Annotated in this window: 27 protein-coding genes; 21 read left to right on the forward strand and 6 right to left on the reverse strand. The window is 67.5% G+C overall.

From position 1 onward, the window contains the following. Window positions 1–8: 8 nt before the first annotated feature. From A7B20_RS15710 to A7B20_RS15720, 3 genes are all read right to left on the reverse strand, one after another. Entirely contained in the window at window positions 9–584 is a 576-nt protein-coding gene (locus A7B20_RS15710) for a c-type cytochrome (RefSeq protein ID WP_102109532.1), read from the reverse strand. After that, entirely contained in the window at window positions 581–1,834 is a 1,254-nt protein-coding gene (locus A7B20_RS15715) for a PQQ-dependent sugar dehydrogenase (protein ID WP_102109533.1), read from the reverse strand. Before A7B20_RS15715 ends, A7B20_RS15710 begins: the two co-directional genes overlap by 4 nt. Window positions 1,835–1,962: 128 nt before the next feature. Continuing rightward, entirely contained in the window at window positions 1,963–2,421 is a 459-nt protein-coding gene (locus A7B20_RS15720; RefSeq protein ID WP_102109534.1) for a GNAT family N-acetyltransferase, read from the reverse strand. A gap of 134 nt (window positions 2,422–2,555) precedes the next feature. On the opposite strand from A7B20_RS15720, the gene A7B20_RS15725 reads away from it, so the two are divergent. Continuing rightward, window positions 2,556–3,431 (forward strand): MBL fold metallo-hydrolase, encoded by an 876-nt coding sequence (locus A7B20_RS15725; RefSeq protein ID WP_102109535.1) that lies wholly within the window; start codon window positions 2,556–2,558, stop codon window positions 3,429–3,431. A 12-nt stretch (window positions 3,432–3,443) separates the two neighbouring features. On the opposite strand, the gene A7B20_RS15730 is transcribed toward A7B20_RS15725, so the two are convergent. Beyond that, window positions 3,444–4,268 carry a prephenate dehydratase gene (locus A7B20_RS15730; protein WP_102109536.1) on the reverse strand — a complete coding sequence of 275 codons (825 nt, stop codon included), beginning with the start codon at window positions 4,266–4,268 and terminating at the stop codon, window positions 3,444–3,446. Window positions 4,269–4,400: 132 nt separating this feature from the next. On the opposite strand from A7B20_RS15730, the gene A7B20_RS15735 reads away from it, so the two are divergent. The 11 genes from A7B20_RS15735 to A7B20_RS15780 all read left to right on the forward strand — a co-directional run bounded on the left by A7B20_RS15735 (window position 4,401) and on the right by A7B20_RS15780 (window position 15,411). Beyond that, complete coding sequence (locus A7B20_RS15735; protein WP_102109537.1) at window positions 4,401–4,925, forward strand: c-type cytochrome; 525 nt, start codon at window positions 4,401–4,403, stop codon at window positions 4,923–4,925. A gap of 202 nt (window positions 4,926–5,127) precedes the next feature. Continuing rightward, complete coding sequence (locus tag A7B20_RS15740) at window positions 5,128–7,071, forward strand: extracellular solute-binding protein (RefSeq protein ID WP_245866996.1); 1,944 nt, start codon at window positions 5,128–5,130, stop codon at window positions 7,069–7,071. A gap of 7 nt (window positions 7,072–7,078) precedes the next feature. Continuing rightward, a complete protein-coding gene (locus tag A7B20_RS15745) occupies window positions 7,079–8,161 on the forward strand; it encodes a microcin C ABC transporter permease YejB (protein ID WP_102109538.1) in 1,083 nt (360 codons plus the stop codon). Between the two features lie 132 nt (window positions 8,162–8,293). Beyond that, on the forward strand, window positions 8,294–9,439 hold the full coding sequence (locus A7B20_RS15750) for an ABC transporter permease (protein WP_102109563.1): 1,146 nt from the start codon (window positions 8,294–8,296) through the stop codon (window positions 9,437–9,439). Next, window positions 9,436–9,756 carry a hypothetical protein gene (locus A7B20_RS15755; RefSeq protein ID WP_102109539.1) on the forward strand — a complete coding sequence of 107 codons (321 nt, stop codon included), beginning with the start codon at window positions 9,436–9,438 and terminating at the stop codon, window positions 9,754–9,756. The genes A7B20_RS15750 and A7B20_RS15755 overlap by 4 nt, the downstream gene beginning before the upstream one ends. Beyond that, entirely contained in the window at window positions 9,753–10,088 is a 336-nt protein-coding gene (locus A7B20_RS15760; protein ID WP_102109540.1) for a hypothetical protein, read from the forward strand. Before A7B20_RS15755 ends, A7B20_RS15760 begins: the two co-directional genes overlap by 4 nt. Window positions 10,089–10,122: 34 nt before the next feature. Next, window positions 10,123–11,721, forward strand: coding sequence for an ABC transporter ATP-binding protein (locus A7B20_RS15765; protein WP_102109541.1), 1,599 nt, complete (start codon window positions 10,123–10,125; stop codon window positions 11,719–11,721). Between the two features lie 87 nt (window positions 11,722–11,808). Then, window positions 11,809–11,967 (forward strand): hypothetical protein, encoded by a 159-nt coding sequence (locus tag A7B20_RS21325; RefSeq protein ID WP_157937704.1) that lies wholly within the window; start codon window positions 11,809–11,811, stop codon window positions 11,965–11,967. A 227-nt stretch (window positions 11,968–12,194) separates the two neighbouring features. Beyond that, the gene (locus A7B20_RS15770) at window positions 12,195–12,857 is read left to right on the forward strand and encodes a potassium channel family protein (RefSeq protein ID WP_102109542.1); all 663 of its coding nucleotides are present in this window, start codon (window positions 12,195–12,197) and stop codon (window positions 12,855–12,857) included. Then, window positions 12,857–14,209: a TrkH family potassium uptake protein gene (locus tag A7B20_RS15775; RefSeq protein WP_172961036.1), complete on the forward strand. Its 1,353-nt coding sequence runs from the start codon at window positions 12,857–12,859 to the stop codon at window positions 14,207–14,209. The genes A7B20_RS15770 and A7B20_RS15775 overlap by 1 nt, the downstream gene beginning before the upstream one ends. A gap of 95 nt (window positions 14,210–14,304) precedes the next feature. Further along, a complete protein-coding gene (locus A7B20_RS15780) occupies window positions 14,305–15,411 on the forward strand; it encodes a hypothetical protein (protein WP_102109543.1) in 1,107 nt (368 codons plus the stop codon). A gap of 92 nt (window positions 15,412–15,503) precedes the next feature. Here the strand turns inward: A7B20_RS15780 and A7B20_RS15785 are convergent, their stop codons facing one another. Beyond that, window positions 15,504–16,907 carry a D-alanyl-D-alanine carboxypeptidase family protein gene (locus A7B20_RS15785; RefSeq protein ID WP_102109544.1) on the reverse strand — a complete coding sequence of 468 codons (1,404 nt, stop codon included), beginning with the start codon at window positions 16,905–16,907 and terminating at the stop codon, window positions 15,504–15,506. Window positions 16,908–17,112: 205 nt separating this feature from the next. Then, window positions 17,113–17,817, reverse strand: coding sequence for an HAD family hydrolase (locus tag A7B20_RS15790; protein WP_102109545.1), 705 nt, complete (start codon window positions 17,815–17,817; stop codon window positions 17,113–17,115). A 137-nt stretch (window positions 17,818–17,954) separates the two neighbouring features. Between A7B20_RS15790 and clpS the strand changes: the two genes are divergently transcribed. From clpS to uvrC, 9 genes are all read left to right on the forward strand, one after another. Then, a complete protein-coding gene (clpS, locus tag A7B20_RS15795) occupies window positions 17,955–18,275 on the forward strand; it encodes an ATP-dependent Clp protease adapter ClpS (RefSeq protein WP_172961037.1) in 321 nt (106 codons plus the stop codon). Between the two features lie 18 nt (window positions 18,276–18,293). Further along, window positions 18,294–19,286, forward strand: coding sequence for a class I SAM-dependent methyltransferase (locus tag A7B20_RS15800; RefSeq protein WP_102109547.1), 993 nt, complete (start codon window positions 18,294–18,296; stop codon window positions 19,284–19,286). A gap of 24 nt (window positions 19,287–19,310) precedes the next feature. Continuing rightward, entirely contained in the window at window positions 19,311–20,120 is an 810-nt protein-coding gene (locus A7B20_RS15805; RefSeq protein ID WP_102109548.1) for an SDR family NAD(P)-dependent oxidoreductase, read from the forward strand. Between the two features lie 84 nt (window positions 20,121–20,204). Next, window positions 20,205–21,098, forward strand: a complete 894-nt coding sequence (gene hemF / locus A7B20_RS15810; protein ID WP_102109549.1) for an oxygen-dependent coproporphyrinogen oxidase — start codon at window positions 20,205–20,207, stop codon at window positions 21,096–21,098. Window positions 21,099–21,222: 124 nt separating this feature from the next. Further along, on the forward strand, window positions 21,223–22,020 hold the full coding sequence (locus A7B20_RS15815; protein WP_102109565.1) for a S49 family peptidase: 798 nt from the start codon (window positions 21,223–21,225) through the stop codon (window positions 22,018–22,020). Between the two features lies 1 nt (window position 22,021). Further along, the gene (locus tag A7B20_RS15820; protein ID WP_172961038.1) at window positions 22,022–22,189 is read left to right on the forward strand and encodes a hypothetical protein; all 168 of its coding nucleotides are present in this window, start codon (window positions 22,022–22,024) and stop codon (window positions 22,187–22,189) included. A gap of 1 nt (window position 22,190) precedes the next feature. Beyond that, entirely contained in the window at window positions 22,191–23,135 is a 945-nt protein-coding gene (locus A7B20_RS15825) for a calcium/sodium antiporter (RefSeq protein ID WP_102109551.1), read from the forward strand. A 10-nt stretch (window positions 23,136–23,145) separates the two neighbouring features. Further along, window positions 23,146–23,931 carry an SDR family oxidoreductase gene (locus A7B20_RS15830; RefSeq protein ID WP_102109552.1) on the forward strand — a complete coding sequence of 262 codons (786 nt, stop codon included), beginning with the start codon at window positions 23,146–23,148 and terminating at the stop codon, window positions 23,929–23,931. 312 nt (window positions 23,932–24,243) lie between these two features. Continuing rightward, window positions 24,244–26,106, forward strand: coding sequence for an excinuclease ABC subunit UvrC (gene uvrC, locus A7B20_RS15835; RefSeq protein WP_102109553.1), 1,863 nt, complete (start codon window positions 24,244–24,246; stop codon window positions 26,104–26,106). Window positions 26,107–26,445: the final 339 nt, after the last annotated feature.

Raw genomic sequence — 26,445 nt, forward strand, 5'->3', positions numbered from 1 at the left:
AGGCGGGCTCACTCCGGCGAGGCGATCTCCAGCTTCACCGCGGCGTACCAGTCGGCGGCGGCGCGGATCTGCTCGTCGCTCAGGTCGGCGGCGATGGCCGACATGATCTCGTGCGTCCGCTTGCCGCTGCGGAAGGCCTTCAGCTGGGTGTCGATGTAGATGTTCGTCTCGCCCGCGAGGTTCGGCGCCCCCTCGACCACCGCCATGCCGTCTACCCCGTGGCAGGACACGCAGGCCTCGGGCGCGCCCGAGGGATCGGCGGTCAGGGTCGCCGTGGCCTTCTGGCTGGAATACCAGGCGGCGAGGTCGGCGATCTGCTGTTCCGAGAGCGAGGCGGCGACCACGCTCATCATCTCGTTCTGGCGGGTGCCCTCGTGAAAGGCGGTGAGCTGGCGGACGATGTAGGCCGCCTGCTCGCCGCCGATGTGCGGAGCGACCGGGATCTTCGCATAGCCGTCGATCCCGTGGCAGGTGCGGCACATCCCGGCAAGCTTCTTGCCCTCGGCGGGGTCTCCCCCGTCCTGGGCGTGAACCGCCCCGGCGAGGATCACCCCGCCGAGGCCGATGAGAAGGGACCGGATCATTCGCCGTAGCTGATCCGGTAGACCGCGCCCGCGAGGTCGTCGGAGACGAGGAGCGAGCCGTCGCGCAGCTGCGCCACGTCCACCGGGCGGCCGAGGTATTCGCCGTTGGAGTCGATCCAGCCCTCGGCGAAGGGTTCGGTCGTGGCGGTGCCGTCCTCGGCGATGGTGGTCACCATCACCCGCGCGCCGACCGGCGTGGTGCGGTTCCACGAGCCGTGCTGGGCCGAGAAGATGGCGTTCTTGTACTTCTCCGGGAACATGTTGCCGGTGTAGAACGTCATGCCGAGGTCCGCGGCATGGGCCACGGTGGTGACCACGGGCATGGTCACGTCGACCGGCACTTCCTGGTCCTTGTACTCGTTGGTGCGGATGTCGCCGCCGCCGTACCACGGATGGCCGTAGTTGGCGCCGATCTCGGTCATGTGGTTGATCTCGCCCGGCGGGATGTCGTCGCCCATGCCGTCGACCTGGTTGTCGGTGAACCACAGGTCGCCGGTCTGCGGGTCGAAGTCCTGGCCGACCGAGTTGCGCACGCCGGTGGCGATGACCTCGCGCCCGGTGCCGTCCTGGTTCATCCGGATGATGCCGCCGATGCCGGTCTTCTGGTACTTCTCGATCTTGTCGGGCGGCGTCACGTTGTGCGGCTGGCCGAGCGAGATGTAGAGCTTGCCGTCGGGGCCGATGTCGCAGACGCGGGCGGTGTGGTTGAACGATTCCTCGTCGGTCGGGATCAGCTCTCCCTGCTTCACAACCTGGCCCACGGCGACGTCGGGGGATTCGTAGAAGAACTCGGCCGCCGGGAAGACCAGCACGCGGTTCTGTTCGGCGATGTAGAGGAATCCGTCGGGGCTGAAGCAGACGCCGTTCGGGATGGTGAAGGTCAGCGAGGGGGCGAAATCCTTCACCTCGTCGGCGACGCGGTCCTTGTTGCGGTCGGTGACGGCCCAGACCTTGTCCTTGCGGGTGCCGACGAAGGTGACGACGCCCTGCGGACCGACGGCGATGTGGCGCGCGTCGGGGACGACGGCGTAGAGCTCGATCTTGAAGCCGTCGGGCATCTTGATGCCTTCCAGCGTCTTCTTGATGCCGTCGGCATAGGCGCCGGTCTGTTCGACGGTCGTGAAATCCTTCACGCCGGTGGACTGCATGCTTTGCAGGCGTTCGATGTTGGGCGGCAGCTCCGCGCTTTGGGCATGGGCCGAAGCCGCGACCAGGGCAATGGCCGCCGCGGAAGAAAGCAGGCGTATCATGGATGTCCTCCCCGAGATTTCTGAATGTTATCAGAAAGCTCACCCTCCTAGCGCGCTGCCCTTGGGTCAACTCAGCCTAAGGTCGCGATGGACAGGGTTCTTGCCGCCTCAAGGGATTCGGGGCCTGTTCAGTCCACTTCGCGCATCATCGTCGCCATGTTGTCGTTGCGCGCGACTTCCTCGTACCCGGCCGCCTTGTAGGTGTTCACGGCCGGTTCGTTCTCGACCTCGACCTTCAGGGTGACGAGCGCGGCGCCCAGGCTCTTCGCGGCCTCCTCGGCCAGTTCGGCAACGCGGGCGCCCGAACCGCCGCGCTGCTCGGGCGAGAGGTAGACATAGGCGAGGTGGCGCATTTCCGGGCCGACGCCGGGGCGCAGGGCGAAGAAGCCGACTTCGGCGCCGGTGGCGTCGAGGATGTAGAAGGATTCGTCGTCGAGGTCGGCCAGCCACTTCTCCTGCCATTCGAGCGGGTCGAACGGGTGCTTGGCGCTGGGATTGACCAGCGCCAGGTCGCCTTCGTCGGTCAGCAGCGTCCGGAGGGGGGCAAGATCGCGCGTCACGTTGTGACGCAGGCTCAGGTCAGTCATGGCGGGATTCCCGTTGCGATTGGCTTGAAGGGGGCGATGTGGGCCATCGGGGGGCGTTTGTCCACCCCGGCGGGCGTTTGCATCGCGGCGCGGGGCGTGGTCAGGTGAGGCCGTTTCGCGCGCGGAGGTGGCTCATGGTGTCGACGGCGACGATGCGGGTGTTGGAGCCCGCGCCCCACGTCCTGGCCTTCTACGACGGCCGCGTGCCAGGGCGGCGGCTGGTCTCCGACGCGGCGAACTGGATGGACGACGGCGGCTATGTCCTGGGGATCGCCACCTATGCCGTGGTGGACGATGGCGAGGCGGTGCTGTTCGACACCGGGCTGTCGCCCGACCATGGGCGGGCGATCCGGGCCGAGCTGGAGCGGCGCGGGGTGCGGTCGGTCCGCGTGGTGCTGAGCCACCACCACCGCGACCACGTGGCCGGCGGCGCGGCCTTCGCGGAGTGCGAGATCATCGCCCTGCGCGCGACGGCCGAGGCGATGGAGGCGCAGCGCGACGTCTTCGCCGCGGGCACGCCGCCGATCGCGCCGCTGGCGATGCCGACGACGGTGTTCGACGGGGTCATGGGGCTGCGGGCCGGGGCGGTGGAGCTGGAGCTGCACCCCTACGACATCCACAGCCGCGACGGGCTGACGATGCTGCTGCCGGTGCCGCGGCTGCTGCTGGCGGGCGACACGCTGGAGGATACCGTGACCTACGTGGCCGAGCCGGAGCGGCTGGGCCTCCACCTGTCAGAACTCGACCGGATGGCGCGGCTCGACCTGCGGCGCATCCTGCCGTGCCACGGCGATCCCGGGCGGATCGCGGCGGGCGGCTATGGTCCGGGGCTGATCGCGGCGACGCGGGACTATGTGGCGTGGCTGCTGGCGCTGCGGGAGGATCCTTCGAGAGCGGACCTGCCGCTGCGCGATGTCGTGGCGGCGGCGCTGGAGGGCGGCGCGACCACCTGGTTCGCCCCCTACGAGGCGGTCCACCGGGCCAACGTGGCCGCGGTGCTGGCGCCCTGACGGGCGGGGCGATCACAGACGCCGGGGGTAGGTGCCCAGAACCGTCAGTTCGCTGGTGAAATGGGCGAGCTCGTCGAAGGCGAGCTTCATGTTCTCGTCGTCGGGGTGGCCTTCGACATCGGCATAGAACTGGGTCGCCGTGAATTCGCCGTTGACCATGTAGCTTTCGAGCTTGGTCATGTTGATGCCGTTCGTGGCGAAGCCGCCCATGGCCTTGTAGAGCGCGGCGGGGATGTTCCTCACGCGGAAGACGAAGGACGTGACCATGGCGCCGTCGCCGCGGCGCGACAGGTCCGCCTCGCGCGCCATCACGAGGAAGCGGGTGGTGTTGTTGCTGTTGTCCTCGATGTTCTTCGCCAGCGTTTCCAGCCCGTAGATCTGCCCGGCGAGTTCCGAGGCCAGCGCGGCGGCCGCGGCATCGCCCCGCTGCGCGACGAGCGCGGCGGAGCCTGCGGTATCGGCGCCGGTCACGGGCCTGATCGCGTGGCTTTTCAGGAACTTCTTGCACTGGCCGAGCAGGACGGTGTGGCTCATCGCCGTCTTCACCTGGTCGAGTGTCGCGCCGGGCACGCCGAGAAGGCAGATGTGGACCCGCACGAAGGCCTCGTCGACGATCTTCAGCCCCGAGTTCGGCAAGAGCGAGTGGACGTCGGCGACGCGGCCGTAAGTCGAGTTCTCGACCGCGATCATGCCGAGGTCCGCCTCGCCCGAGCGCACGGCCTCGAGCGCGTCCTCGAAGGTGGTGCAGGGCAGCGGCAGGTGATCGGGTCGCGACTGGACGCAGGCCTGGTGGCTGTAGGCCCCCAGTTCACCCTGGAACGATATCTTTCCGGGCATGGCGGCTCCTTTCCGGCATCCGGTGTCGAAAATAAGCGTCACCGGGCGTTTCGTCGCGGCTCATAGCGCTTGAAAGGGGGGGCTGGAAGGGGATAGGTAGCACGGCAACGCACAGCTGAGACGGATCGCGACATGTTCGACACAATGACCATCACCAAGGCCGTGGGCGCGTTTTGCGGCGCGTTCCTGATCTTTCTGCTGGGGGGCTGGGCTGCCGAGGCTCTGTACCATGTCGGCGGCGGACATGGCGAGGAAGAGCAGGCCTATGTCATCGACGTGCCGGAGTCCGAGGGGTCGGGCGGCGGCGAGGCCGCGGCGGAGGATCCGCCGGTGGAGGAGCTTCTCGCGTCGGCCGACGTCGGCTCGGGCGAGCGTATCTTCGGCAAGTGCAAGGCCTGCCACAAGCTGGAGGCAGGCGCCAACGGCACCGGCCCGACGCTGCACAACGTGGTCGGCCGCCCGGTGGACTCGATCGACGGCTATGCCTATTCCGGCGCGCTGGAGAAGGTCGCGGACGTCTGGACGCCCGAGAACCTCTATCACTTCCTGAAGGATCCCAAGGGCTATGCGCCGGGCACCAAGATGGGCTTCGCCGGCCTGCCGAAGCCCGAGGACCGCGCGAACGTCATCGCCTACCTCCAGTCGACCGAGGGCTGAGACCCGCCACAGGCTTACCGGGCACGGCCGTCGCGGGACCGCGGCGGCCGTTTTCGTTCGGTTTCCGCCAAGGCGGGATCGGCGGAACATTGCAGGGAGATGTCGGGAGGATCACGGAGTTTCAACTTGATCCCCCCTGCCTTGCCTTTACCTTGCAGACGAGTTGTGCCCCTGCTTTCCCGACGCGAAAAGGAACACGCCCATGCACCGATCCCCCACCCGTCGCCACCCTGCCGTCGCCGTCGCGGCGGCCCCGGCCAGACCGGGAGAGCAGGGGCTGCGATGGCTCGGGGCGCTGCTTCTGGGCGGCGCTCTGGCCTTCGGCGCCGGGATGGCGCGGGCGCAGTCGGACGATGCGGGCACGTCCGAGGGCGACGAGAAGATCATCACCTCCTACGGCTTCTCCGACCTCGGGACGCTGAAGTACGACGAGAACTTCAGCCACCTCGATTACGTCAACGTCGATGCGCCCAAGGGCGGCGAGATGTCGACCTGGGCGCGGGGGACGTTCGATTCGATGAACCCCTATTCCCGCAAGGGCCGGGCGCACGGCTTCTCCGTCCTGCCCTACGAGCGGCTGATGACCTCGGTCGCGGACGACGCCTACGGCTCCTACTGCCTGCTGTGCTCGACCCTTGAGTATCCCGAGAGCCAGGACTGGGTGATCTTCAACCTGCGCCCCGAAGCGACCTTCTCGGACGGCACGCCGCTGACGGCGGAGGACGTGAAGTTCACCTATGACATCCTGATGGAGCAGGGGCTGCCCTCGTTCTCGTCCGCGGTGAAGGCGATGATCCCCTCGGTCGAGGTGCTGGGGCCGCACAAGGTGAAGTTCAACTTCGCCGACGGCATCCCGAGGAAGGGACTGATCAGCCAGGCCGGGTATTTCATCGTCTTCCAGAAGAAGTGGTACGAGGACACCGGCGCGCGGCTGGACGAGAGCCGGCTGGAGAACTCGCCAGGGTCCGGTCCATATGTCTATGACCAGATCGAGGTGAACCGGCGGATCGTGCTGAAGAAGAACCCCGATTACTGGGGGAAGGACCTGCCGATCAACAAGGGCACGGCCAACTTCGACACGCTGAGGGTCGAGTTCTTCGCCGACAGCAACGCCGCGCTCGAAGGGTTCAAGGCGGGCGCCTACACCTTCCGGCAGGAGACGAGCAGCCTGACCTGGGCGACGCAGTACGATTTCCCGAAGGTCGAGAACGGCACAATCGTCAAGACCGAGCTGCCGGACGGCGACCTGCCGACGGCCACCGGCTTCGTCTTCAACCTGCGGAAGGAGAAGTTCCAGGATCCGCGGGTCAGGAAGGCGCTGGGGATGATGTTCAACTTCACCTGGACGAACGACACGCTGCAATACGGGCTCTTCGCGCATCGGCAGTCGTTCTGGCAGAACTCCGACCTGGAGGCGAAGGGCGTGCCGGAGGGGCGCGAGCTGGAGCTTCTGAAGACGGTCGAGGACCTGATCGACCCCGCCATCCTGACCGAGCCGGTGTTCGTCGCGGACGACGGCAGCGACCGGCAGCTCGACCGCGGCGCGTTGCGCGCGGCCTCGGCCCTGCTGAACGACGCGGGCTGGGTCGCCGGGGACGACGGCATCCGGCGCAAGGACGGCGAGGTGCTGAGCCTGGAGTTCATCGAGAACAACCCCAGCAACGACCGCATCATCCTGCCCTACATCGACAACCTGAAGCGGCTGGGGGTGCAGGCGGTCTATAACCGGATCGACGATTCCCAGTACACCGACCGGGTGCGGAACCACGATTTCGAGATGATCTTCGACAGCTACACCAACGGGCTGGAGGAGGCGCGGGGGATCTCTCAGCGCTATGGCTGCGACGACCGCGACGACGTGTTCAACCCCGCGGGCTATTGCGATCCGGCGGTCGACAAGCTGATCGAGCGGCTGATCGAGACCGACAACCTGGAGGACATGCAGGCGGCGGTCCGGGCCATCGACCGGATCATGCGCCACGCCTATTTCATGGTGCCGGTCTGGTACCTCGACAAGTACTGGGTCGCCTACTACGACATGTTCGAGCATCCCGATCCGCTGCCGCCCTATTCGCTGGGGAACCTCGATTTCTGGTGGTACAACGCCGAGAAGGGCCAGCAGCTGAAAGCTGCCGGGGCGTTCTGATCCCGCCATGGGCGCCTACATCCTCCGCCGGCTGCTGCTGATCATCCCGACCCTGCTCGGGATCATGATCCTGAACTTCGTGCTGACCCAGTTCGTCCCCGGCGGGCCGATCGAGTCGGTCATCGCGCAGCTTCAGGGCCAGTCCGACACCTTCGCCGGGATCAACGGCGGGGCGGGCGACGCGCAGAACCAGACCGCAGACACCGAAAGCTATGTCGGCGCGCGGGGTCTGCCGCCCGAGTTCATCGCCAAGCTGGAAAAGGAGTTCGGCTTCGACAAGCCGCCGCTCGAGCGGTTCCTGAACATGATGTGGAACTATGTCCGGTTCGACTTCGGCGACAGCTACTTCCGCTCGATCTCGGTCATGGACCTGGTGCTGGAGAAGATGCCGGTGTCGATCACGCTGGGGCTGTGGTCGACGGTCATCGCCTATCTCGTGTCGATTCCGCTGGGTATCCGCAAGGCGGTGAAGGACGGTTCCTCCTTCGACACCTGGACCAGCGCGCTGATCATCGTGGCCTATGCGATCCCGGGCTTCCTGTTCGCGATCCTGCTGCTGGTGCTGTTCGCGGGAGGGTCGTACTTCCAGATCTTCCCGCTGCGCGGCCTGACCTCGGACAACTTCGCCCAGCTGAGCACCATGGGCAAGATCGCCGACTACTTCTGGCACATCACGCTGCCGGTGCTGGCCTCGACCATCTCGGCCTTCGCGACGCTGACGCTGCTGACGAAGAACAGCTTCCTCGACGAGATCAAGAAGCAGTATGTGGTCACGGCGAAGGCGAAGGGGCTGTCCGAGGGGCGGGTGCTGTACGGGCACATCTTCCGCAATGCGATGCTGATCGTGATCGCGGGCTTTCCGGCGGTGTTCATCGGCGTCTTCTTCGGCGGCTCGCTGATCATCGAGACGATCTTCTCGCTCGACGGTCTGGGGCGGCTGGGATTCGAGGCGGCGGTGCAGCGGGATTACCCGGTGATCTTCGGCACGCTGTTCTTCTTCGGGCTGATCGGGCTGGTCGTCGGCATCCTGTCGGACCTGATGTATGTCCTCGTCGATCCGCGCATCGACTTCGAGACCCGGGAGACCTGAGCCGTGGCCAACCGTTCCGATCCCGACAAGATCCGCGGCCCGGTCTACGACACCGGGGAGCCGCTGGCGCTGCGCCGCCGCGACGGCGACCTTGCCTGGCAGAACCAGCCCGGCCTTCAGCCGGTGCCGGGGATGGACGCGCCCGCCCCGGTCGAGGCGCCGCCGCGGCAGGGCGGGTGGCTGAGCCCGCTGAACAAGCGGCGGCTGAGGAACTTCACGCGCAACCGACGGGCCTTCTGGTCGCTCTGGATCTTCCTCGTCATCTTCACCCTGTCGCTGTTCGCCGAGTTCATCGCCAACGACAAGCCGATCCTCGTCAGCTATCGCGGCGAGACCTATGCGCCGGTGTTCAACTTCTATTCCGAGCAGGACTTCGGCGGCGATTTCCGGACCGAGGCCGTCTATGGCGACCCGGAGGTGCAGTGCCTGATCGTGACCGGGGGGCTGGAAGACTGCTTCGACGAACCCGAGGCGCTGATCGCGCAGATCAAGGCCGGGGAGACGGTGGAAGGGGCCGAGCCCGGCTGGATCCTCTGGCCGCCGATCCCCTATTCCTACGACACGATCAACGACCTCGGCCGCGCGGCGCCCTCTCCGCCGGACAGCCAGCACATCCTCGGCACCGACGACACGGCGCGGGACGTGGCGGCGCGGGTGATCTACGGCTTCCGCCTGTCGATCCTGTTCACGCTGATCGTGACGGTCCTGACCTCGATCGTCGGCATCGCGGCGGGGGCGGTGCAGGGGTATTTCGGCGGCTACACCGACCTGCTGTTCCAGCGCTTCCTCGAGATCTGGACCTCGATGCCGTCGCTCTACGTCATCATCATCCTGTTCGCGATCCTCGGGCGAAGTTTCTGGCTGCTGGTCTTCGTCACGGTGCTGTTCGGCTGGCCCGCGCTGGTGGGTGTGGTCCGGGCCGAGTTCCTGCGGGCGCGGAACTTCGAATACGTCCGCGCGGCGAAGGCGCTCGGCGTCGGCAACTGGACGATCATGTTCCGCCACACCCTGCCGAACGCCATGGTGGCGACGGTGACGATGCTGCCCTTCATCATCACCGGCACGATCTCGACCCTCGCCTCGCTCGACTTCCTCGGCTTCGGCCTGCCGTCCTCGGCGCCCTCGCTGGGAGAGCTGACGTTGCAGGCGAAGCAGAACCTTCAGGCGCCGTGGCTGGGGATCACCGCGTTCCTGACCTTCGCGATCATGCTGTCGCTGCTGGTCTTCATCTTCGAGGGCGTGCGCGACGCCTTCGATCCGCGGAAGACCTTCCGGTGACCGCGATGGGCCGCCTCGGCGACACCATGCGCGCTGCGCCGCTCTACGGGGCGGGGCTGGTGCTGCTGGCGATCGACGTGGCGGTGTTCGGCGGCGACCTGCTGGCGGCGATCGTGCAGGGGCCGCCGCTGCCGATCCTCAGCCATCCGCCGACCTTCTGGGCCGCCTTCGTGGTGATCGGCATCGCCCTTGCCGTGCTGGCGGCGGCGTGGCGGCGGGCGCAGCGGGGCCAGCGGCCGGGCCTCGGCTTCCGCATGTTCACCGTCATCGCGAGCCTTGCGGCGGCGGCCTGCACCATTCTGGCGGTGTCGCTGTGAGCGGGGGCCTGACCGCCGACTGGCTGTGGCGGGCCTATTGCACGGGGCTGGTGCTGCACGGGCTCCTGATCCTGTTCTTCGCCTTCGCCGCCCTGGCGCTTGGCGGCTTCGTCTACCGCACGCCGAACGCGGCCTCGCAGGACCTGGGCTTCGCCCTCCTTTCCATGGTGCCGGCGCTGCTGCCCGCGCTGCCCTCGGCCCTGGCGCTGGCCTCGTGGAGGATCCTGCACCGGCGGGGCGAACGCGCCGGCCCCGGCCACCAGGCGCTGGTGGCGGCGGGGGCGGTGACGATCCCCGCACTGATCCTTCTCACCGCTGCCCTGACCGCGTGACCCCTGACCCTGCCATGACCGGAAGCTCCTGCCGATGACCCGTATCCTCGACGTCCGCGATCTGAGCGTGTCCTTCCGCCAGGACGGCGCCGAGACGCGCGCCGTGAAGGGCGTATCGTTCCACATCGACAAGGGCGAGACGGTGGCGCTGGTGGGCGAGTCGGGCTCGGGCAAGTCGGTCACGGCGCTGTCGACGGTGTCGCTTCTTGGCGAGTCGGCGCAGACCTCGGGCTCGATCAGGTACCTCGGCGCCGAGATGGTGGGCGCGCCGGAGAAGGAGCTGCGCCGGGTGCGCGGCAACGACATCAGCTTCATCTTCCAGGAGCCGATGACCTCGCTGAACCCGCTGCACACGATCGAGCGGCAGCTGGAGGAATCGCTGGCCCTGCACCAGGGCCTGCGCGGCAAGGCGGCGCGGGAGCGGACGCTGGAGCTTCTGAACCAGGTCGGCATCCAGAACGCCGAGGAGCGGCTCCAGGCCTATCCGCACCAGCTGTCCGGCGGGCAGCGGCAGCGGGTGATGATCGCCATGGCGCTGGCGAACGGGCCGGACCTTCTGATCGCGGACGAGCCGACGACGGCGCTGGACGTGACGATCCAGGCGCAGATCCTCGAGCTCTTGGACGAGCTGAAGGCGCGGATGGGGATGTCGATGCTGTTCATCACCCACGACCTCGGCATCGTGAGGAAGATCGCCGACCGGGTCTGCGTGATGAAGGACGGCGAGATCGTGGAGGCCGGGCGCACGGCGGAGATCTTCGACAATCCGCGCCATCCCTATACGCAGATGCTGCTCGGTGCGGAATCGACGGGCCATCCCGCACCGGTGCCGGGGGATGCCGAGGAGGTGGTGCGCACCGAGAACCTGAAGATCTGGTTCCCGATCCAGCGCGGGCTGCTGAAGCGCACGGTAGGCTACGTGAAGGCGGTGAACGCGGCGACGCTGTCCGTCCGGGCGGGCGAGACGGTGGGAATCGTCGGCGAATCGGGGTCGGGAAAGACCACGCTCGCGCTGGCGATCATGCGGCTGATCTCGTCGGAGGGGCCGGTGGTGTTCCTCGGCAAGGACATCCAGGGATTGAAGTCGCGGCAGCTGCGGCCGATCCGCGGGGCGATGCAGATCGTGTTCCAGGATCCCTACGGCTCGCTCTCGCCCCGGATGACGGTGGAGGAGATCATCGCCGAGGGGCTGACGATCCACGGCACGCGCAAGGGCCAGGACAAGCGGCAGGCGGTGGCCGAGATCATGTCGGAGGTGGGGCTGGATCCGAAGACCATGCACCGCTATCCGCACGAGTTCTCGGGCGGCCAGCGGCAGCGCATCGCCATCGCCCGGGCGATGATCCTGCGCCCGCTGCTGGTGGTCCTGGACGAGCCGACCAGCGCGCTGGACATGACGGTGCAGGTGCAGATCGTGCAGCTTCTGAGGGATCTCCAGCAGAAGTACAGGCTCGCCTACCTGTTCATCTCGCACGACCTGAAGGTGGTCCGCGCGCTGAGCCACAAGGTGATGGTGATGAAGCGCGGCGACGTGGTGGAGGCGGGGCCGGCGGGCGAGATCTTCGATTCGCCGAAGACCGACTATACCCGCGAACTGATGGCGGCGGCCTTCGGGGCGAAGGCGGCGGGCTGATAGCCTGGCTTACAGGCGGCGCATCGTCGTGGCTGGCATCAGGGCGGCGCGACCGGTACATTTCCTCGGGAAACGAGGAGAAGCGCCATGTTCGACCGCCCCTACCTGCTGCTGGTTTCGCTGCGCAGCCTGCCACGCGCCCGCACGGCTTCCGAGCCCCGCCCCGCCCGCCTGAACGCCCGCCTTGTCCGTGACGACAGCACCCGGCGCGCGCGGCGGATGACGCTGGCGAGCGGTCTCTGGTGAGACGCCGCGTCCGGCGGCGGCGCTTCGGCACGCGCCGGGGAGAAACCGCTCTGGCAGAGCGCTTTCTCCCCGGACCCCTCTGGGCGCGGGGCCCGAAGCGTCGTGCATTGGGGGAGGGGGTCTTGCAACCATTCGCCGCGTCGGCGTCTGCGCGGGGTGTTGCCTCTGCCGCGGGCACGCTAGGTTGCCGGTGAAACGACGGATGTGAAACAGCGGTCACGGGCACCATGGCGAAACACAACAGGACCTTCGGCGTGGTCGGTCTGGGCAACTTCGGCAGCACCGTCGCGGTCGAGCTGATGCGCTTCGGCAACCACGTCATCGGCATCGACATCGACGAGCGGCTGGTCTCGGCCCATGCCGACAAGCTGACCCAGGCGATGATCGTCGACGCGCGGGACGAAAACGCGCTGCGCGAAGCGGGCTTCGCCGACTGCGACACCGCGCTGGTCGCCATGGGCGAGGACCTGGAGGCCAACATCGTGGCCTCGATCAATCTGAAGATGATCGGGGTGAAGCAGGTCTGGGCCAAGGCGAAGACGCGGACGCACCACCGGATCCTGTCGAAGCTGGGGGTCGACCGGATCATCCACCCCGAGGTGGAGGTGGGCCAGCACATCGCGCAGGTGCTGCACAACCCGCTGGTGCGCGACTATGTCAGCCTCGGCAACGGCTATCACGTCGTCAACTTCATGGTCCCCGAAAGCCTGGAGGGCAAGAAGCTGAGCGAGCTGCCGCACACCAAGAACCACAACCTGCGCTGCGTCGGGATCATGCGGGGCACCGATTTCATCGGCCGCGACGGCGACAGCTGCACGCTTCAGGGCGACGACCGGCTGCTGCTCCTGGGGCAGCGCAAGGATCTCAGGGCCTTCGCGGCGACGCTCTGATGGGCTTGGCCATCCGCCTGAAGACCCGGACGCGGCGCCGCATGTGGCAGATCCCGCCACCGGCCTTCCTCGCCGCGCTCTATCTCGTGCTCGTCATCGTCGGTTGCGGGCTGCTGAAGCTGCCGATCGCCACGACCGAGCCGATCAGCTGGAGCGACGCGCTGTTCACCTCGACCTCGGCGGTGACGGTGACGGGGCTGTTCGTGGTCGACACCGGGTCGATCTTCACCCTGTTCGGGCAGGCGGTGATCCTGGTGCTGATCCAGCTCGGAGGTCTCGGGCTGATGACCTTCGCGGGGCTGGTCCTGCTGGCGCTCGGCATCTCTATCGGGATGCCGCAGCGGCTGATCCTGAAGGAGGACCTGAACCAGACCTCGATGAGCAACCTCACGACGCTGGTACGGGTGATCTTCTCGATCGCGCTGCTCTGCGAGGCGGTGGGGGTGGTGTTCCTGTCCTTCGTCTTCGTCCCCGAGTTCGGGTTCTGGCCGGGGCTGTGGCAATCGGTGTTCCACGCCGTGTCGGCCTTCAACAACGCGGGATTCTCGCTGTTCCGGGACAGCCTGATGCACTATGTCGACAACCCGGTCATCAACATCGTCATCCCGGCGCTGTTCATCCTCGGCGGCATCGGCTTCGTCGTGGTCGCCGACATCTACGAGAAACGGCGGTTCCGCACCCTCAGCCTCCATTCCAAGCTGATGCTGACGGGTACACTGGCGCTGATCCTTTGGTCCTGGCTGATGTTCGCGATGCTGGAATGGACCAACGACGGCACGCTCGGCGGGCTCGACGGCTGGGGCGCGCGGCTCTGGGCAAGCTGGTTCCAGGCGGTGACGACGCGCACCGCCGGGTTCAACACGCTGAACACCGGGGCGATGCACGACTCGACGGCGCTGATGACGATCCTGCTGATGCTGGTCGGGGGCGGGAGCGCCTCGACCGCGGGCGGGATCAAGGTGACGACGCTGATCGTGCTGGTGCTGGCGACGCTCGCCTTCTTCAAGCGCACCTCGACGCTGCACATCTTCGGCCGCTCGCTGGGGATCGAGGAGGTTATGAAGGTGATGGCCCTGACCACGGTCAGCATCATCCTGGTGATGACCGGGCTGTTCCTGATCTCGATGTCCCACGACGGCGATTTCCTGGATCTCGCCTTCGAGGTCGCCTCGGCCTTCGGGACGGTGGGGCTGTCCATGGGCGCGACGCCGACGCTGGACGGGCTCGGGCGGGCGATGATCATCCTGATCATGTTCCTCGGCCGTGTTGGGCCGCTGACCATCGGCTTCTTCCTCGCGACCCGCAGCGTGCCGCGGGTGCGCTATCCCTCGGGGCAGATCTACCTCGGGTAGGGCGGGGCGGTCGGCAAGCCGTCGCCGGGCCCCCTGTCCCAGAGGAACGTGGCTGCGGTGTGCTGCGTTTACGGGGCAAAAGCGAGGTTTTCGACATGAACAAGTTTGTTTTCGGCAGCGCCGTGGCGCTGGCCCTGTTCTCAACGTCCCTCTCCGCCGCGCCGGTTCCGGCCGGGGGAGTCCCGGGTCAGATCGCCCTCGCGCAGGACGCGCAGGTCTGGCGGGTCAAGGGCAACAACGGGAATGGCAACGGCAAGGGCCACGGTCCGAAGAAGATCGTGAAGGGCAACGGCAACCCCGGCAAGGGCAACGGCCACGCGGGCAAGCCCGAGAAGGGGCACGGAAACGGCAACGCGGCCAAGGACACCGGCAAGCCCGGCCGGGGCAACGACGTTGCCGCGAAGGGCAAAGGCAAGCCCGACCATGCGGGCGGTCCGAAGCCGAAGGCACGGCCCGAACAGGCCGCGCAGGACGGCAACGGCAACGGCAAGGGCAACGGCGCTAAGGAACGCCGCGATTTCAACGGCGCCGAGCGGGAAGAATACGTGCGCCGCATCGTCTCGACCCCCGCGCCTGCCGGGCGTGACATGGCGGCGATTCTTGGCGCCTCGGCGCTGGCCTTCCTGACGCCGCAACTGGCCGTCGCCGACATCCCCGAGGACGAGCTGATCACCTATCGCAACTGTCCGCCGGGACTGGCGAAGAAGGACCCGCCCTGCGTTCCGCCGGGGCTGGCGAAGGACGGTGTGACCTATGACGAATGGTCCTCCTGGGACCGGGACCGCTACGACGAGATCTGGATCGACCGCCGCGACGACTGGCTGCGCTCGGAATCCGCCTATGATCCCGACCCCGGTCTCCTGCTGCTGCAATCGCAGGACATCGCTTCGCTCTTCGGCCTCGACCCCGCGCCGAGCGGCCAGCGCTATGGCCTGATCGACGGGCTGCCGGTGCTGCTGGACGAGCAGGACTATACCTCGCTGCTGCTGATCAACCAGATCGCCCAGGTGGCCGACGTGGCCGGGGGCGTGCCGATCGCGCCGACGGCGGCGCTGACGCAGCAGGAGCTGATGAGCCTCTACCGCCTGCCGCAGCTCGGGGCGGGGCAGAACTATTCCGTGCTGAACGGCCAGCTGGTGCAGCTGAACGACCGGGAATACGACATGCTTCAGTTGATCCGGATCGCTCGGGCGGTGCTCTAGGCGGGCGCCTCGCCGAGAGCTTCCCCGGACAAGGAAAAGGGCCGCCCGACGGGGCGGCCCTTTTTCGTGCCGTAGGTCCTTCGGTCCGCGTCTCAGCCCGGGCCGAAGGTGGAACAGGCCACCTTGCGGGCGACGAGGCGGCGGCAGGCCAGTTCGGCGCGCTCCTCGGTCAGGCCGACGAAGTTGGCCTCGTAGCCGCCCTTGCGGGTCACGACCTTGCGCAGCGCCTCGTCCAGGGTGCCGATCTCGACCAGGGCGGTCTTGAGAAGCACGCGCTCGGCCTCGTATTTCGAGGCGTAGCGGCCGACGTTGATGCCGTAGTGGCGGCCGCCCGAGGTGGAGACCCGTGTGACGATCTCCAGCGCCATGGGCGGGTTCACGCCGTCGGCAAGCCCCGGCAGGTCTTCCGGGCGCGGCGGCGGGGCAGGGGCGGCGGCCACGACCAGCGTCTCGGCCGGGGCGCGGGCGACGACGACATCCTCCGGTGCCGGAGTCGTCGTCTGCGCCGGCGCCGGTGCGGCCTGGCGGCCCGGGCGCGGGGCCGGGCGGGGCGAGGCGTTGACGGCGGTCAGCAGGCGGATCGTCTTGCCCTTCAGGGACGGATCGCCGCCCTGCGCGGCGGCGACGAGGTCGGGCGCGGCGGGCTTGTTCACGGTCGCTCCGCTCGGCGCGCGCCGGAAGCCGAGGTCCAGCAGCTCGGCCACCTTGGCGTTGCGCGCGGCGCTCGAGCGGCCGCCGAAGACCGTCGCGATGACCCGCTCGTTGCCGCGCTTGGCCGAGGCGACGAGGTTGAAACCCGCGGCGTTGGTGTACCCGGTCTTGATGCCGTCCGCGCCTTCGTAAGCGGCCAGCAGGCGGCGGTTCGTGTTCGCCACCTTGCGGATGCCGGCGTCGGCCGTCGTGCGCGAGAACAGGTTGTAGTACTCGGGGAAGTCATACAGCAGGTGCCGCCCGAGGATCGTCATGTCCCGGGCAGTGGACAGGTGGCCCTCGCGGGTCAGTCCGTTGGCGTTCTTGAAGGTCGTCCGTGTCATCCCCAGGGCCTTCGCGGTGCGGTTCATCCGGTCGGCGAAAGCGGCTTCCGACCCCGCCAGCGCCTCGCCGATGGCGGTGGCGGCGTCGTTGGCCGATTTCACCGCCGCGGCGCGCACGAGATAGCGCAGCGCGATCCGCTGGCCCGCCTTCAGCCCCAGCTTGGAGGGCGGCTCGGACGCCGCGTGCTGCGAGACGCGCACCTGGGTGTCCATCGTGATCTCGCCCCGGCGCACGGCGTCAAAGGTGATGTAGAGGGTCATCATCTTGGTGAGGGACGCGGGGTGGAGTCGGGTGTCGGCGTTGGTCTCGTGCAGCACCTCGCCGGTGCGCGCGTCCATCACCAGCGCCGCATAGGGCGCCGCCTGGGACGTGGTGGCAAGCGCCGCCAGGAGCGAAAGGTAGAGCGCTATCGTGAATAGAATCCGCCCGATGCGGATGCCAAGGATCCGTCGTGTGTCCACGGTGTTCTGCCTTCTTACTGCCTCACGCGGCCGGGTCTGTCGCCCGATCCATCATTGCCCTGACGCTAGCACAAAGGCGGGGCGGCCAAAACATCTTTGTGCTCAGCGGCTTGCAAAGCTGGATGCAACAAGGACATCAACATGTACCGATAACGGCGCCCGAACCCCCAACATGTCTCCGAATCGACACGCGTCGACGAAGGGTTCAGCCGTCGAGATTATTGCAGATTGCGACAATTTTGCCGAGCCGCTCAACCTGAAGGAACCGTCCGTGTCCCTCAGGCGCGGCGGCGGATTCGAGCGCCCATGTCATCTCGTGCGGGACGTGGACGCCCCAGCCGCCCGCCGCCAACATCGGCAGCACGTCGGATTTCAGCGAGTTGCCGGCCATCAGCGCCCGCTCGGCCCCCTCGCCGTGGCGCTCGAAGATGCGCCGGTAGGTGTCGGGCGTCTTGTCCGAGACGATCTCGATCCCGTCGAACAGGTCGCCCAGCCCGGACTGCGCCAGCTTGCGCTCCTGGTCCAGCAGGTCGCCCTTGGTGATGACGAGCAGGCGGAAGTCCCCGGCCAGCGCCTCGACCGTCTCGCGCACCTCGGGCAGCAGGTCGATCGGATGTTCGAGCATCTCCTTGCCCGCGGCCACCAGCTCGGCGATCACGGTGGCGGGGACGGTGCCCTGGGTGACGTCGATGGCGGTCTCGATCATCGACAGCACGAAGCCCTTCACGCCATAGCCGTAGGGGCCGAGGTTGCGCCGCTCGGCGGCGAGCAGGCGCTCTTCCAGGTGGTCGGGATCGGCGTGGTCCGCCAGCAGCGCGGCGAATCGCTCCTGCGTCAGGCGGAAGAACTTCTCGTTGTGCCAGAGCGTGTCGTCGGCATCGAAGGCCACGGTGGTCAGGCGGCGCGTCATCTCGGGCTCCGGGGGCCACGGTTTTCGGCCCTGTCCCCGACGCCCCCCTTTTCAGTGCAAAGGGTCATCTTATATACACGTCTCACAGCGCAATCCCCGACTTCCGGAGTTTCGGTTTGACCACCAGACCTATTACCATGTCGGACAAGGATGACCAGCGGGACGGCGACTCGGGTGTTATCCTTGAGACGAAGAAGAAAACCCAGCGTCCGCCGCTGTACAAGGTGCTGCTGCTGAACGACGACTACACCCCGATGGAATTCGTGGTGCACGTGCTGGAGCGATTCTTCGGCATGAACCACGCCCAGTCGTTCGAGCTGATGCTGACCGTCCACAAGAAGGGGCTGGCCGTCGTCGGCGTGTTCTCGTTCGAGGTGGCCGAGACGAAGGTCGCGCAGGTGATGGACTTCGCCCGCCGCCACCAGCACCCGCTGCAGTGCACCATGGAAAAGGAATAGGGCCCCCGCGCCCGGCCGATGCTGACCGACCGCCTGTCCTTCGCCCGTGACGCGGGTGCGCTGGTGCTGCCCGACCCGGGGCGGCTTTGCGTGTTCGGGGCGCGGGGCGACGACGACCTGTCGCCGCTCGGTGCGGACCTGCAGGTGGTGCAGGGGATGAAGCCCGAGCACGATGCGCTGGCGGCGCGGGGCGTGGACGTGGCGGTTGCCCCCTCGGGAGAGTTTGCGGGCGCGCTGGTGGTGCTGCCGCGGGCGCGGGACCTGGCGCGGGACCTGGTGGCACGGGCGGTGGCGCTGGCGCGGGGCGGGCCGGTCTGGATCGACGGGCAGAAGACCGACGGCGTCGACGCGATGATCCGCAGCCTGCGCGCCCATGGCACGGTCGATCCGGTGATCTCCAAGGCCCATGGCAAGCTGTTCCGCTTCGAGGGCCGCGTGCCCGACGACTGGCGGGCGGGCGAGACCGTGCTGCCCTCGGGCTTCGTGACCCGGCCCGGCGTGTTTTCGGCCGACGCGCCGGACCGCGGGTCCGAGCTTCTGGCGGAGTTGCTGCCCGAGGGGCTGAAGGGGACGGTGGCGGACCTCGGGGCCGGCTGGGGCTATCTCGCGGCGCGGATCCTCGAGCGGCCGGGCGTCACGGCGCTGCACCTGGTCGAGGCGGACCACGCCGCGCTGGAGTGCGCCAGGGCGAACGTCCGCGACCCCCGCGCCGTGTTCCACTGGGCCGACGCGACGCGCGCGAGGCTGCCCGATCCGGTGGACCATGTCGTGATGAACCCGCCCTTCCACACCGGGCGCAAGGCGGATCCCGCGCTGGGGCGTGCCTTCATTGCCGCGGCGGCGGGGCTTCTGAAACCGGCTGGGCAGCTTTGGCTGGTGGCCAACCGGCATCTGCCCTATGAGTCCGTGTTGTCCGAGCGGTTCGCGAAATCCGCGGACCTGTCCAACGATCCGGCGTTCAAGGTGATCCACGCCGAACGCCCCCGCCGCGCCGGGCGCCCCCGCGCCTGAGCCGGCCCCTTCCGGAGCACGTCCATGTCGTTTTCCATCGCAGGCAAGACCGCCGTCGTCACCGGAGCGGCCAATGGCGTCGGGCTTGCCATCGCCCGGCATTTCGTCGCCCAGGGCGCCAAGGTGATGTTCGCCGACATCGACGAGGAGAAGCTGATCGACGAGATCGGCGAGACCCAGGAGGACGACAGCGCCGCCCGCTGGTTCGCGGGCGACCTGCGCGAGAAGCTGACGGTGGCGAACCTGCTCTCGGCCACGATCGACGCCTTCGACCGGGTCGACATCCTGGTGAACGCCTCGCGGCAGATGATGGTGACCGATCCGCTGGACGCCGACGACGAATCGATGGCGGTGCTCTTGCAGCAGAACCTGTTGACCAGCCTGCGCCTGTCCCAGGTCTTCGCCAACCGGATGATCCGCCAGGCCGACGAGGCGGGCGGCGACGGGAAGCTCGCGGGCTCGATCGTCAACCTCAGCTCGATCGCGGCGCGGCGGACCCATCCCGAGCTTCTCGCCTATTCCGTCAGCGCGGCGGCGCTGGACCAGGCGACGCGCTCGATGGCCGTGGCGCTTGCGGCGCACCGGATCCGGGTCAACGCCGTGGCCTTCGGCAGCGTGATGAGCGCTTCGCTGAAGGGCGCGATCCGCGACAATTCCGAGGTGCGCGACGACATCATCGGCCACACGCCGCTGTCGCGCATCGCAAGCCCCGGCGAGGTGGCCGAGGCGGTGCAGTTCCTGGCCTCCGAGGGCTCGGGCTTCATGACCGGGCAGATCCTGACCATCGACGGCGGGCGCACCCTGATCGACGTCGTGGACTGCGCCGCGCACTGAGACGATCCGTCGCTTGCCTTGGTGTCAACTTTGCGTGACAACGTGCCCGCCCAAGGGATCAGTCAGCGAAGAAAGGCACCCCCCATGACCGACCAGATGGACGCCGAAAAGGCCCGCGCCGCGGCCTGGTTCCGCGAGCTGCGCGACAGCATCGTCGCCGCGTTCGAGGCGCTGGAGGACCGCCAGACCGAAGGGCCCACGGCCCATCTGCCCGCGGGCCGGTTCGAGGTGACCGAGACGAGGCGGAAGTCCGACGACGGCTCGGACGCCGGGGGCGGGCTGATGAGCGTGATGCGCGGCGGACGGGTGTTCGAGAAGATCGGCGTCAACGTCTCGACCGTCTACGGGCAACTCGGAGAACGGGCGCAGGCGGCGATGGCGGCGCGCAAGGGCATCCCCGGCATGGCCGAGGATCCGCGGTTCTGGGCCTCGGGCATCTCGCTGGTGGCGCACATGCAGAACCCGCACACGCCTTCGGTCCACATGAACACGCGCATGTTCTGGACGCCGCAGGCCTGGTGGTTCGGCGGCGGGTCCGACCTGAATCCGTGCATCGAGTACGCCGAGGACACGGCCGATTTCCACGCCGCCCAGAAGGCGCGCTGCGACCTGCACGGCCCCGACATCTATCCCCGCTACAAGGCCTGGGCCGACGAATACTTCTTCGTGCCGCACAGGGGCCGGGCGCGGGGCGTCGGCGGGATCTTCTTCGACGACCACAACACCGGCGACTGGGAGGCGGACTTCGCGCTGACGCAGGATGCGGGGAAGGCGTTCCTGGAAGCCTTCGTGCCGCTGGTGGACCGCCGCCGCGACACGCCCTGGAGCGACGCGGACAAGGACACCCAGCTGATCCACCGCGGCCTCTATGCCGAGTACAACCTCGTCTATGACCGGGGCACGAAGTTCGGGCTGGAGACCGGCCACGACGCCAACGCGGTGCTGATGAGCCTGCCGCCGATGGCGAAGTGGGTCTAGGCCTGCGCGGGTGACGGCTGGCGCCGTCGCCCTCGCCTCGGAAGCCCTGCCGTCGCGCCACGTGGCGGCCCCAAGTTGCGCGGCCGCCTTGTTGCCGGGGCCTCGGCACTCTATGTCCGGGGGCATGAAGCGGTTCCTTCCTTTCCTGTCCAAGGGCCCCGTGGTGGCCGTCATCCGCCTGCAGGGCGTCATATCGACCGGCGGGCGGGGCGGGCTGAACGACGCCGCCCCCGCGCCCCTGATCGAGAAGGCCTTCGCCCGCGGCAAGCCCGCCGCTGTCGCGCTGTCGATCAACTCGCCCGGCGGCAGCCCGGTGCAGTCGTCGCTGATCGCCTCCCGCATCCGCCGCCTCTCCGCCGAGAAGAACGTGCCGGTCCATGCCTTCGTCGAGGACGTGGCGGCCTCGGGCGGCTACTGGCTGGCCAGCGCGGCGGATCACATCTGGGCCGACGAGACCTCCATCGTCGGCTCGATCGGGGTCATCTCGGCGGGATTCGGGCTGAACGAGTTCATCGCCCGCCACGGGATCGAGCGGCGCGTCTACACCGCGGGAAAGAGCAAATCCATGCTGGACCCCTTCCAGCCGGAAAAGCCCGAGGACGTGGCGCGCCTGCGCAGCCTCCAGGACGAGATCCACAAGGCCTTCATCAACCAGGTGAAGACCCGTCGCGCGGGCAAGCTGGCCGAGGACCGCGACCTGTTCACCGGCGAGATCTGGGTGGGGCAGGGGGCACAGGAGGTTGGCCTGATCGACGGCATCGCCCACCTCGTGCCGAAGATGAAGCAGCTGTTCGGGGACAAGGTGAAGTTCGCCGCCTACCAGCGCCGCCGCCCGTTCCTGTCGCGCTTCGGCCTCGCCCTGGCCGAGGATGCGCTCGGCACGCTCGAAGACCGCGCCGCCTTCGCCCGGTTCGGTCTCTGACGTGCTGTTGAAGATCGTCAGCCTGTTCCTCGTCGGCATGGTCGTGCTCGGGATGTTCGGAAAGCTCCGCTTTCCGGGCCAGAAGAAGCTCACCTCGATGAAATGCCCGCGCTGCGGCCGCTACCGGATCGGCAGCGGACCCTGCCCCTGCGGCGAAGGAAGACGCTGACATGGAATTCGCCGTCGCCCTCCTCGGCCTCGTGATCCTCCTGCTGGCCGGCGACGCGCTGGTGCGCGGCGCGGTCAACGTCTCACTGCGGCTCGGGGTGCCCGCCTTGATCGTCTCGCTGACGGTGGTCGCCTTCGGCACCTCGGCACCCGAACTTCTGATCTCGATCCAGGCGGTCCGGGACAACGCGCCGGGGATCGCGCTTGGCAACGTCGTCGGCTCGAACATCGCCAACGTCCTGCTGGTCCTCGGCATCCCGGCGATCCTGTCGGCGATGAACATGGCCGACTGCGACACGCGCCGCAGCTATCTGATGATGCTGGCGGCCAGCGTGCTGTTCATCGCGCTCGCCTTCTTCGGTCCGATCACGTGGTGGCACGGGCTGATCCTGCTGGCGGGGCTTGCCGTCATCCTGTTCGACCAGGCGCGCGCGGCTTTGGCCCACCGCCGCCTCGGCCCGGACGAGACGGAGGACCTGGAGGGGGCCGACCCCGACATGCCCTGGTGGAAGATCCTCATGTTCCTCGCGCTCGGGCTGGTCGGCCTGCCGCTCGGCGCCGACATCCTGATCGACAGCGCCACGAGCATCGCGCGGGATCTCGGCATCAGCGAGACGGTGATCGGCCTGACCCTCGTCGCCGTCGGAACCTCCCTGCCGGAACTGGCCACCACGGTCGTCGCCGCCCTGAAGAAACAGGCGGACGTGGCCATGGGCAACGTCATCGGCTCGAACATGTTCAACCTCCTGGCCATCATCGGCATTGCCGGGCTCGTCGGGCCGATCGAGGTCGATCCAAGCTTCTTCCGCCTCGACCTCTGGGTGATGCTCGGCGCCGCGCTGGTGCTCGCGCCCTTCGTGTTCCTGCGCTGGACCATGGGGCGGCTCTGGGGGCTGGTCTTGACCGCGCTCTACGCCGCCTACCTCTGGGCTGTGATCGTCTTCTGAGGATATCGACATGACCGAGCGACGCGCCCTCGTGACCGGCGGGGGCAAGCGGCTGGGCCGCGCCATGGCGCTGTACCTTGCCGAACGGGGGATCGGCGTTGCCGTCCATTACAACAGTTCCGCCGACGCGGCCGAGGAGGTGGCGGACGAGATCCGCGCCGTGGGCCTGCCCGCGGCCGCCGTGCAGGCCGACCTTCTGGACGAGGCGGCGACCGGGGCGCTGATGCCTGCCGCGGCCGAGGCCCTGGGCGGGCCGATCACGGTTCTGGTCAACAACGCCTCGATCTTCGAACACGACACAATCCACACCGCGACACGCGACAGCTGGGACCGGCACTTCGGCTCGAACCTCCGGGCGCCGTTCCAGCTGATCCAGGCGCTGGCCCGCACCGCGCCGCCCCCGGCAGAGGACGCGAACGGAGAGCCGGTGGCGCAGGCGCTGGTCGTCAACATGATCGACCAGCGGGTGCGGAAGCTGACGCCGGAGTTCATGACCTACACGCTGGCCAAGACCGCGCTCTGGACCCTGACCCGCACGGCGGCGCAGGGGCTGGCGCCGAAGGTGCGGGTCAACGCCATCGGCCCCGGCCCGACGCTTCAGGGGGCGCGACAATCCGACCGCCACTTCGCCGCGCAGAGGGCCGCCACGGTCCTTGAACGCGGCGCGGGCGAGGCCGATATCGTGGCGGCGCTCGGCTATTTCCTGGATGCGCCGGCGGTGACGGGGCAGCTTCTGTGCATCGACGGCGGCCAGCACCTGGCCTGGCGTACCCCGGACGTGCTGGGCGTGGAATAGGGCGCGGCGACACGGGTGTACGGCCGCCCTTACGTCAAGTTGTGCACCGGGCGGGAATTTGTAACGGTTTTGTATAAATTCCCGTTGCGAACCAGCCGGTTGCGCCGGAAACGAAAAAACATTGTGCGAAATCAACGCGTTGAAAATCCGCTGAAATCTTGTGCAGGGCGATGAGGGGTGTGAAATCAAAGGACAATTTCCACGTGCCCAAAACTTCTCCGCAGAGTTGTCCACAGGATCCGTGGGTATCATTCGACTTGAAGCCGCTGCCCTGACGGTGCAGCCAGAAAGCAGAATCACGAGGGTGTACAGATGAACGACGGCGACACCCGGCCCACCGGCCACGCCTGCATCCAGTCCTACCTGAGGACGCTCGACAACTCGCCCGGCGTCTACCGGATGCTCGATGCGAAACAGGCCGTCCTCTACGTCGGCAAGGCGCGGAACCTGAAGAAGCGGGTGAGCAACTACGCCAACCCGAACGGCCACTCGCCGCGGATCGACCGGATGATCCGCGAGACGGCGTCGATGATGTTCCTGACTACGCGCACCGAGACCGAGGCGCTGCTGCTGGAGCAGAACCTGATCAAGCAGCTGAAGCCGAAGTTCAACGTGCTGCTGCGGGACGACAAGTCCTTCCCGAACATCATCGTCACCGGCGACCACCCCTACCCGATGATCAAGAAGCACCGCGGCGCCAAGACCGAGAAGGGCAGCTATTACGGCCCCTTCGCCTCGGCCGGGGCGGTGAATCGGACGCTGACCCAGCTCCAGCGCGTGTTCCTGCTGCGGAACTGCTCGGACTCGATGTTCGAGACGCGCACGCGACCCTGCCTCCAGTACCAGATCAAGCGCTGCTCGGCCCCCTGCGTCGGCCACGTGAGCCAGGACGAATACCGCACCCTCGTCGCCGATGCCGAGCGGTTCCTGCAGGGCAAGTCCACCAAGGTGCAGACCCAGCTCGCCGCCGAGATGGAGCAGGCCAGCGCCGACATGGAGTTCGAGCGCGCCGCCGCCCTGCGCGACCGCATCCGCGCGCTGACCCAGGTGCAGGCGGGGCAGGGGATCAATCCGCAGGGCGTGGCCGAGGCCGACGTGATCGCACTGCACATGGAGGGGGGGCAGGCCTGCGTGCAGGTCTTCTTCATCCGCGCCAACCAGAACTGGGGCAACCACGACTTCTATCCCCGGACCGGCGCGGGGGCCGAGGCGGCCGAGGTGATGCAGGCCTTCGTCGGCCAGTTCTACGCGACCCGCGAGCCGCCGCCCCTCGTCCTCCTTTCCGACGCGATCGAGGATGCCGACCTCATGGCCGAGGCGCTGACCGAGAAGGCGGGCCGCAAGGTCGAGCTTGCCGTGCCGCAGCGGGGCGAGAAGAAGGATCTCGTCTCGGGGGCGCTCCGGAACGCCCGCGAAAGCCTCGCCCGCACCATGGCCGAGACGGCGACCCAGGCGAAGCTGCTGAAGGGGCTGGCCGAGGCGTTCGAACTGCCGAAGGTGCCCGAGCGGATCGAGGTCTACGACAACTCGCACATCCAGGGGTCCAACGCCGTCGGCGGCATGATCGTCGCGGGGCCCGAGGGCTTCGTCAAAAGCCAGTACCGCAAGTTCAACATCAAGGGGACCGAGCTGACGCCCGGCGACGACTTCGGCATGATGAAGGAGGTGATGACCCGCCGCTTCTCGCGCCTCCTGAAGGAAGACCCCGAGCGGACCTCGGGCACCTGGCCGGACCTGCTGCTGATCGACGGCGGCGCGGGGCAGGTCTCGGCGGTACGGGAGATCATGGAGGAGATGGGGGTGGGCGACATCCCCATGGTCGGCGTCGCCAAGGGCATCGACCGCGACCTCGGCAAGGAAGAGTTCCACCGCACCGGCAAGCCTGTCATGGCGCTCCGCCACAACGACCCCGTGCTCTACTTCATCCAGCGGATGCGCGACGAGGTCCACCGCTTCGCCATCGGCGCCCACCGCGCCAAGCGGGCCAAGGCAGTGGGAGCGACGCCGCTCGACGACCTGCCGGGGGTGGGGGCCGCGCGGAAGCGGGCGCTGCTGACCCACTTCGGCTCGGCCAAGGCCGTGGCCCGGGCCGACCTGAAGGACCTGAAGGCGGTCGAGGGGATCTCAGGGAACCTGGCGGAGAAGATCTATGATTATTTTCATGAAAGGGGGTGAAGGGTTTTGTGTGTCGAAAGGTGTGGATAGCTACCCTTCGCTTTAATATCTGAAAATTCCAAATTTACGGAAAAAGCATCTCCCCGCTTGCGCCAATTTTGTATATACTCTAAAATTGTCGATGATGAACTCTTCTAGCATTTCTAGAATAGATTCTTTGCCTTCCCGCCATAGAATGTTAAACATGCTACTAAGCTGGTTAAAAGAAATAAGCCGAGAAAGTAAGCACCTATCTCCCAGTCCTCGTAGGAACTGCGCCTTCGATAGTACATTTGACTTGCTATGATCAGGCAGACGCAGCCAAAAACGGTTGCAGCAGCTATGAACGACACGCTCCTA

The organism is Oceaniglobus roseus (assembly GCF_002869745.1).
GTDB classification, from domain to species: domain Bacteria; phylum Pseudomonadota; class Alphaproteobacteria; order Rhodobacterales; family Rhodobacteraceae; genus Oceaniglobus; species Oceaniglobus roseus.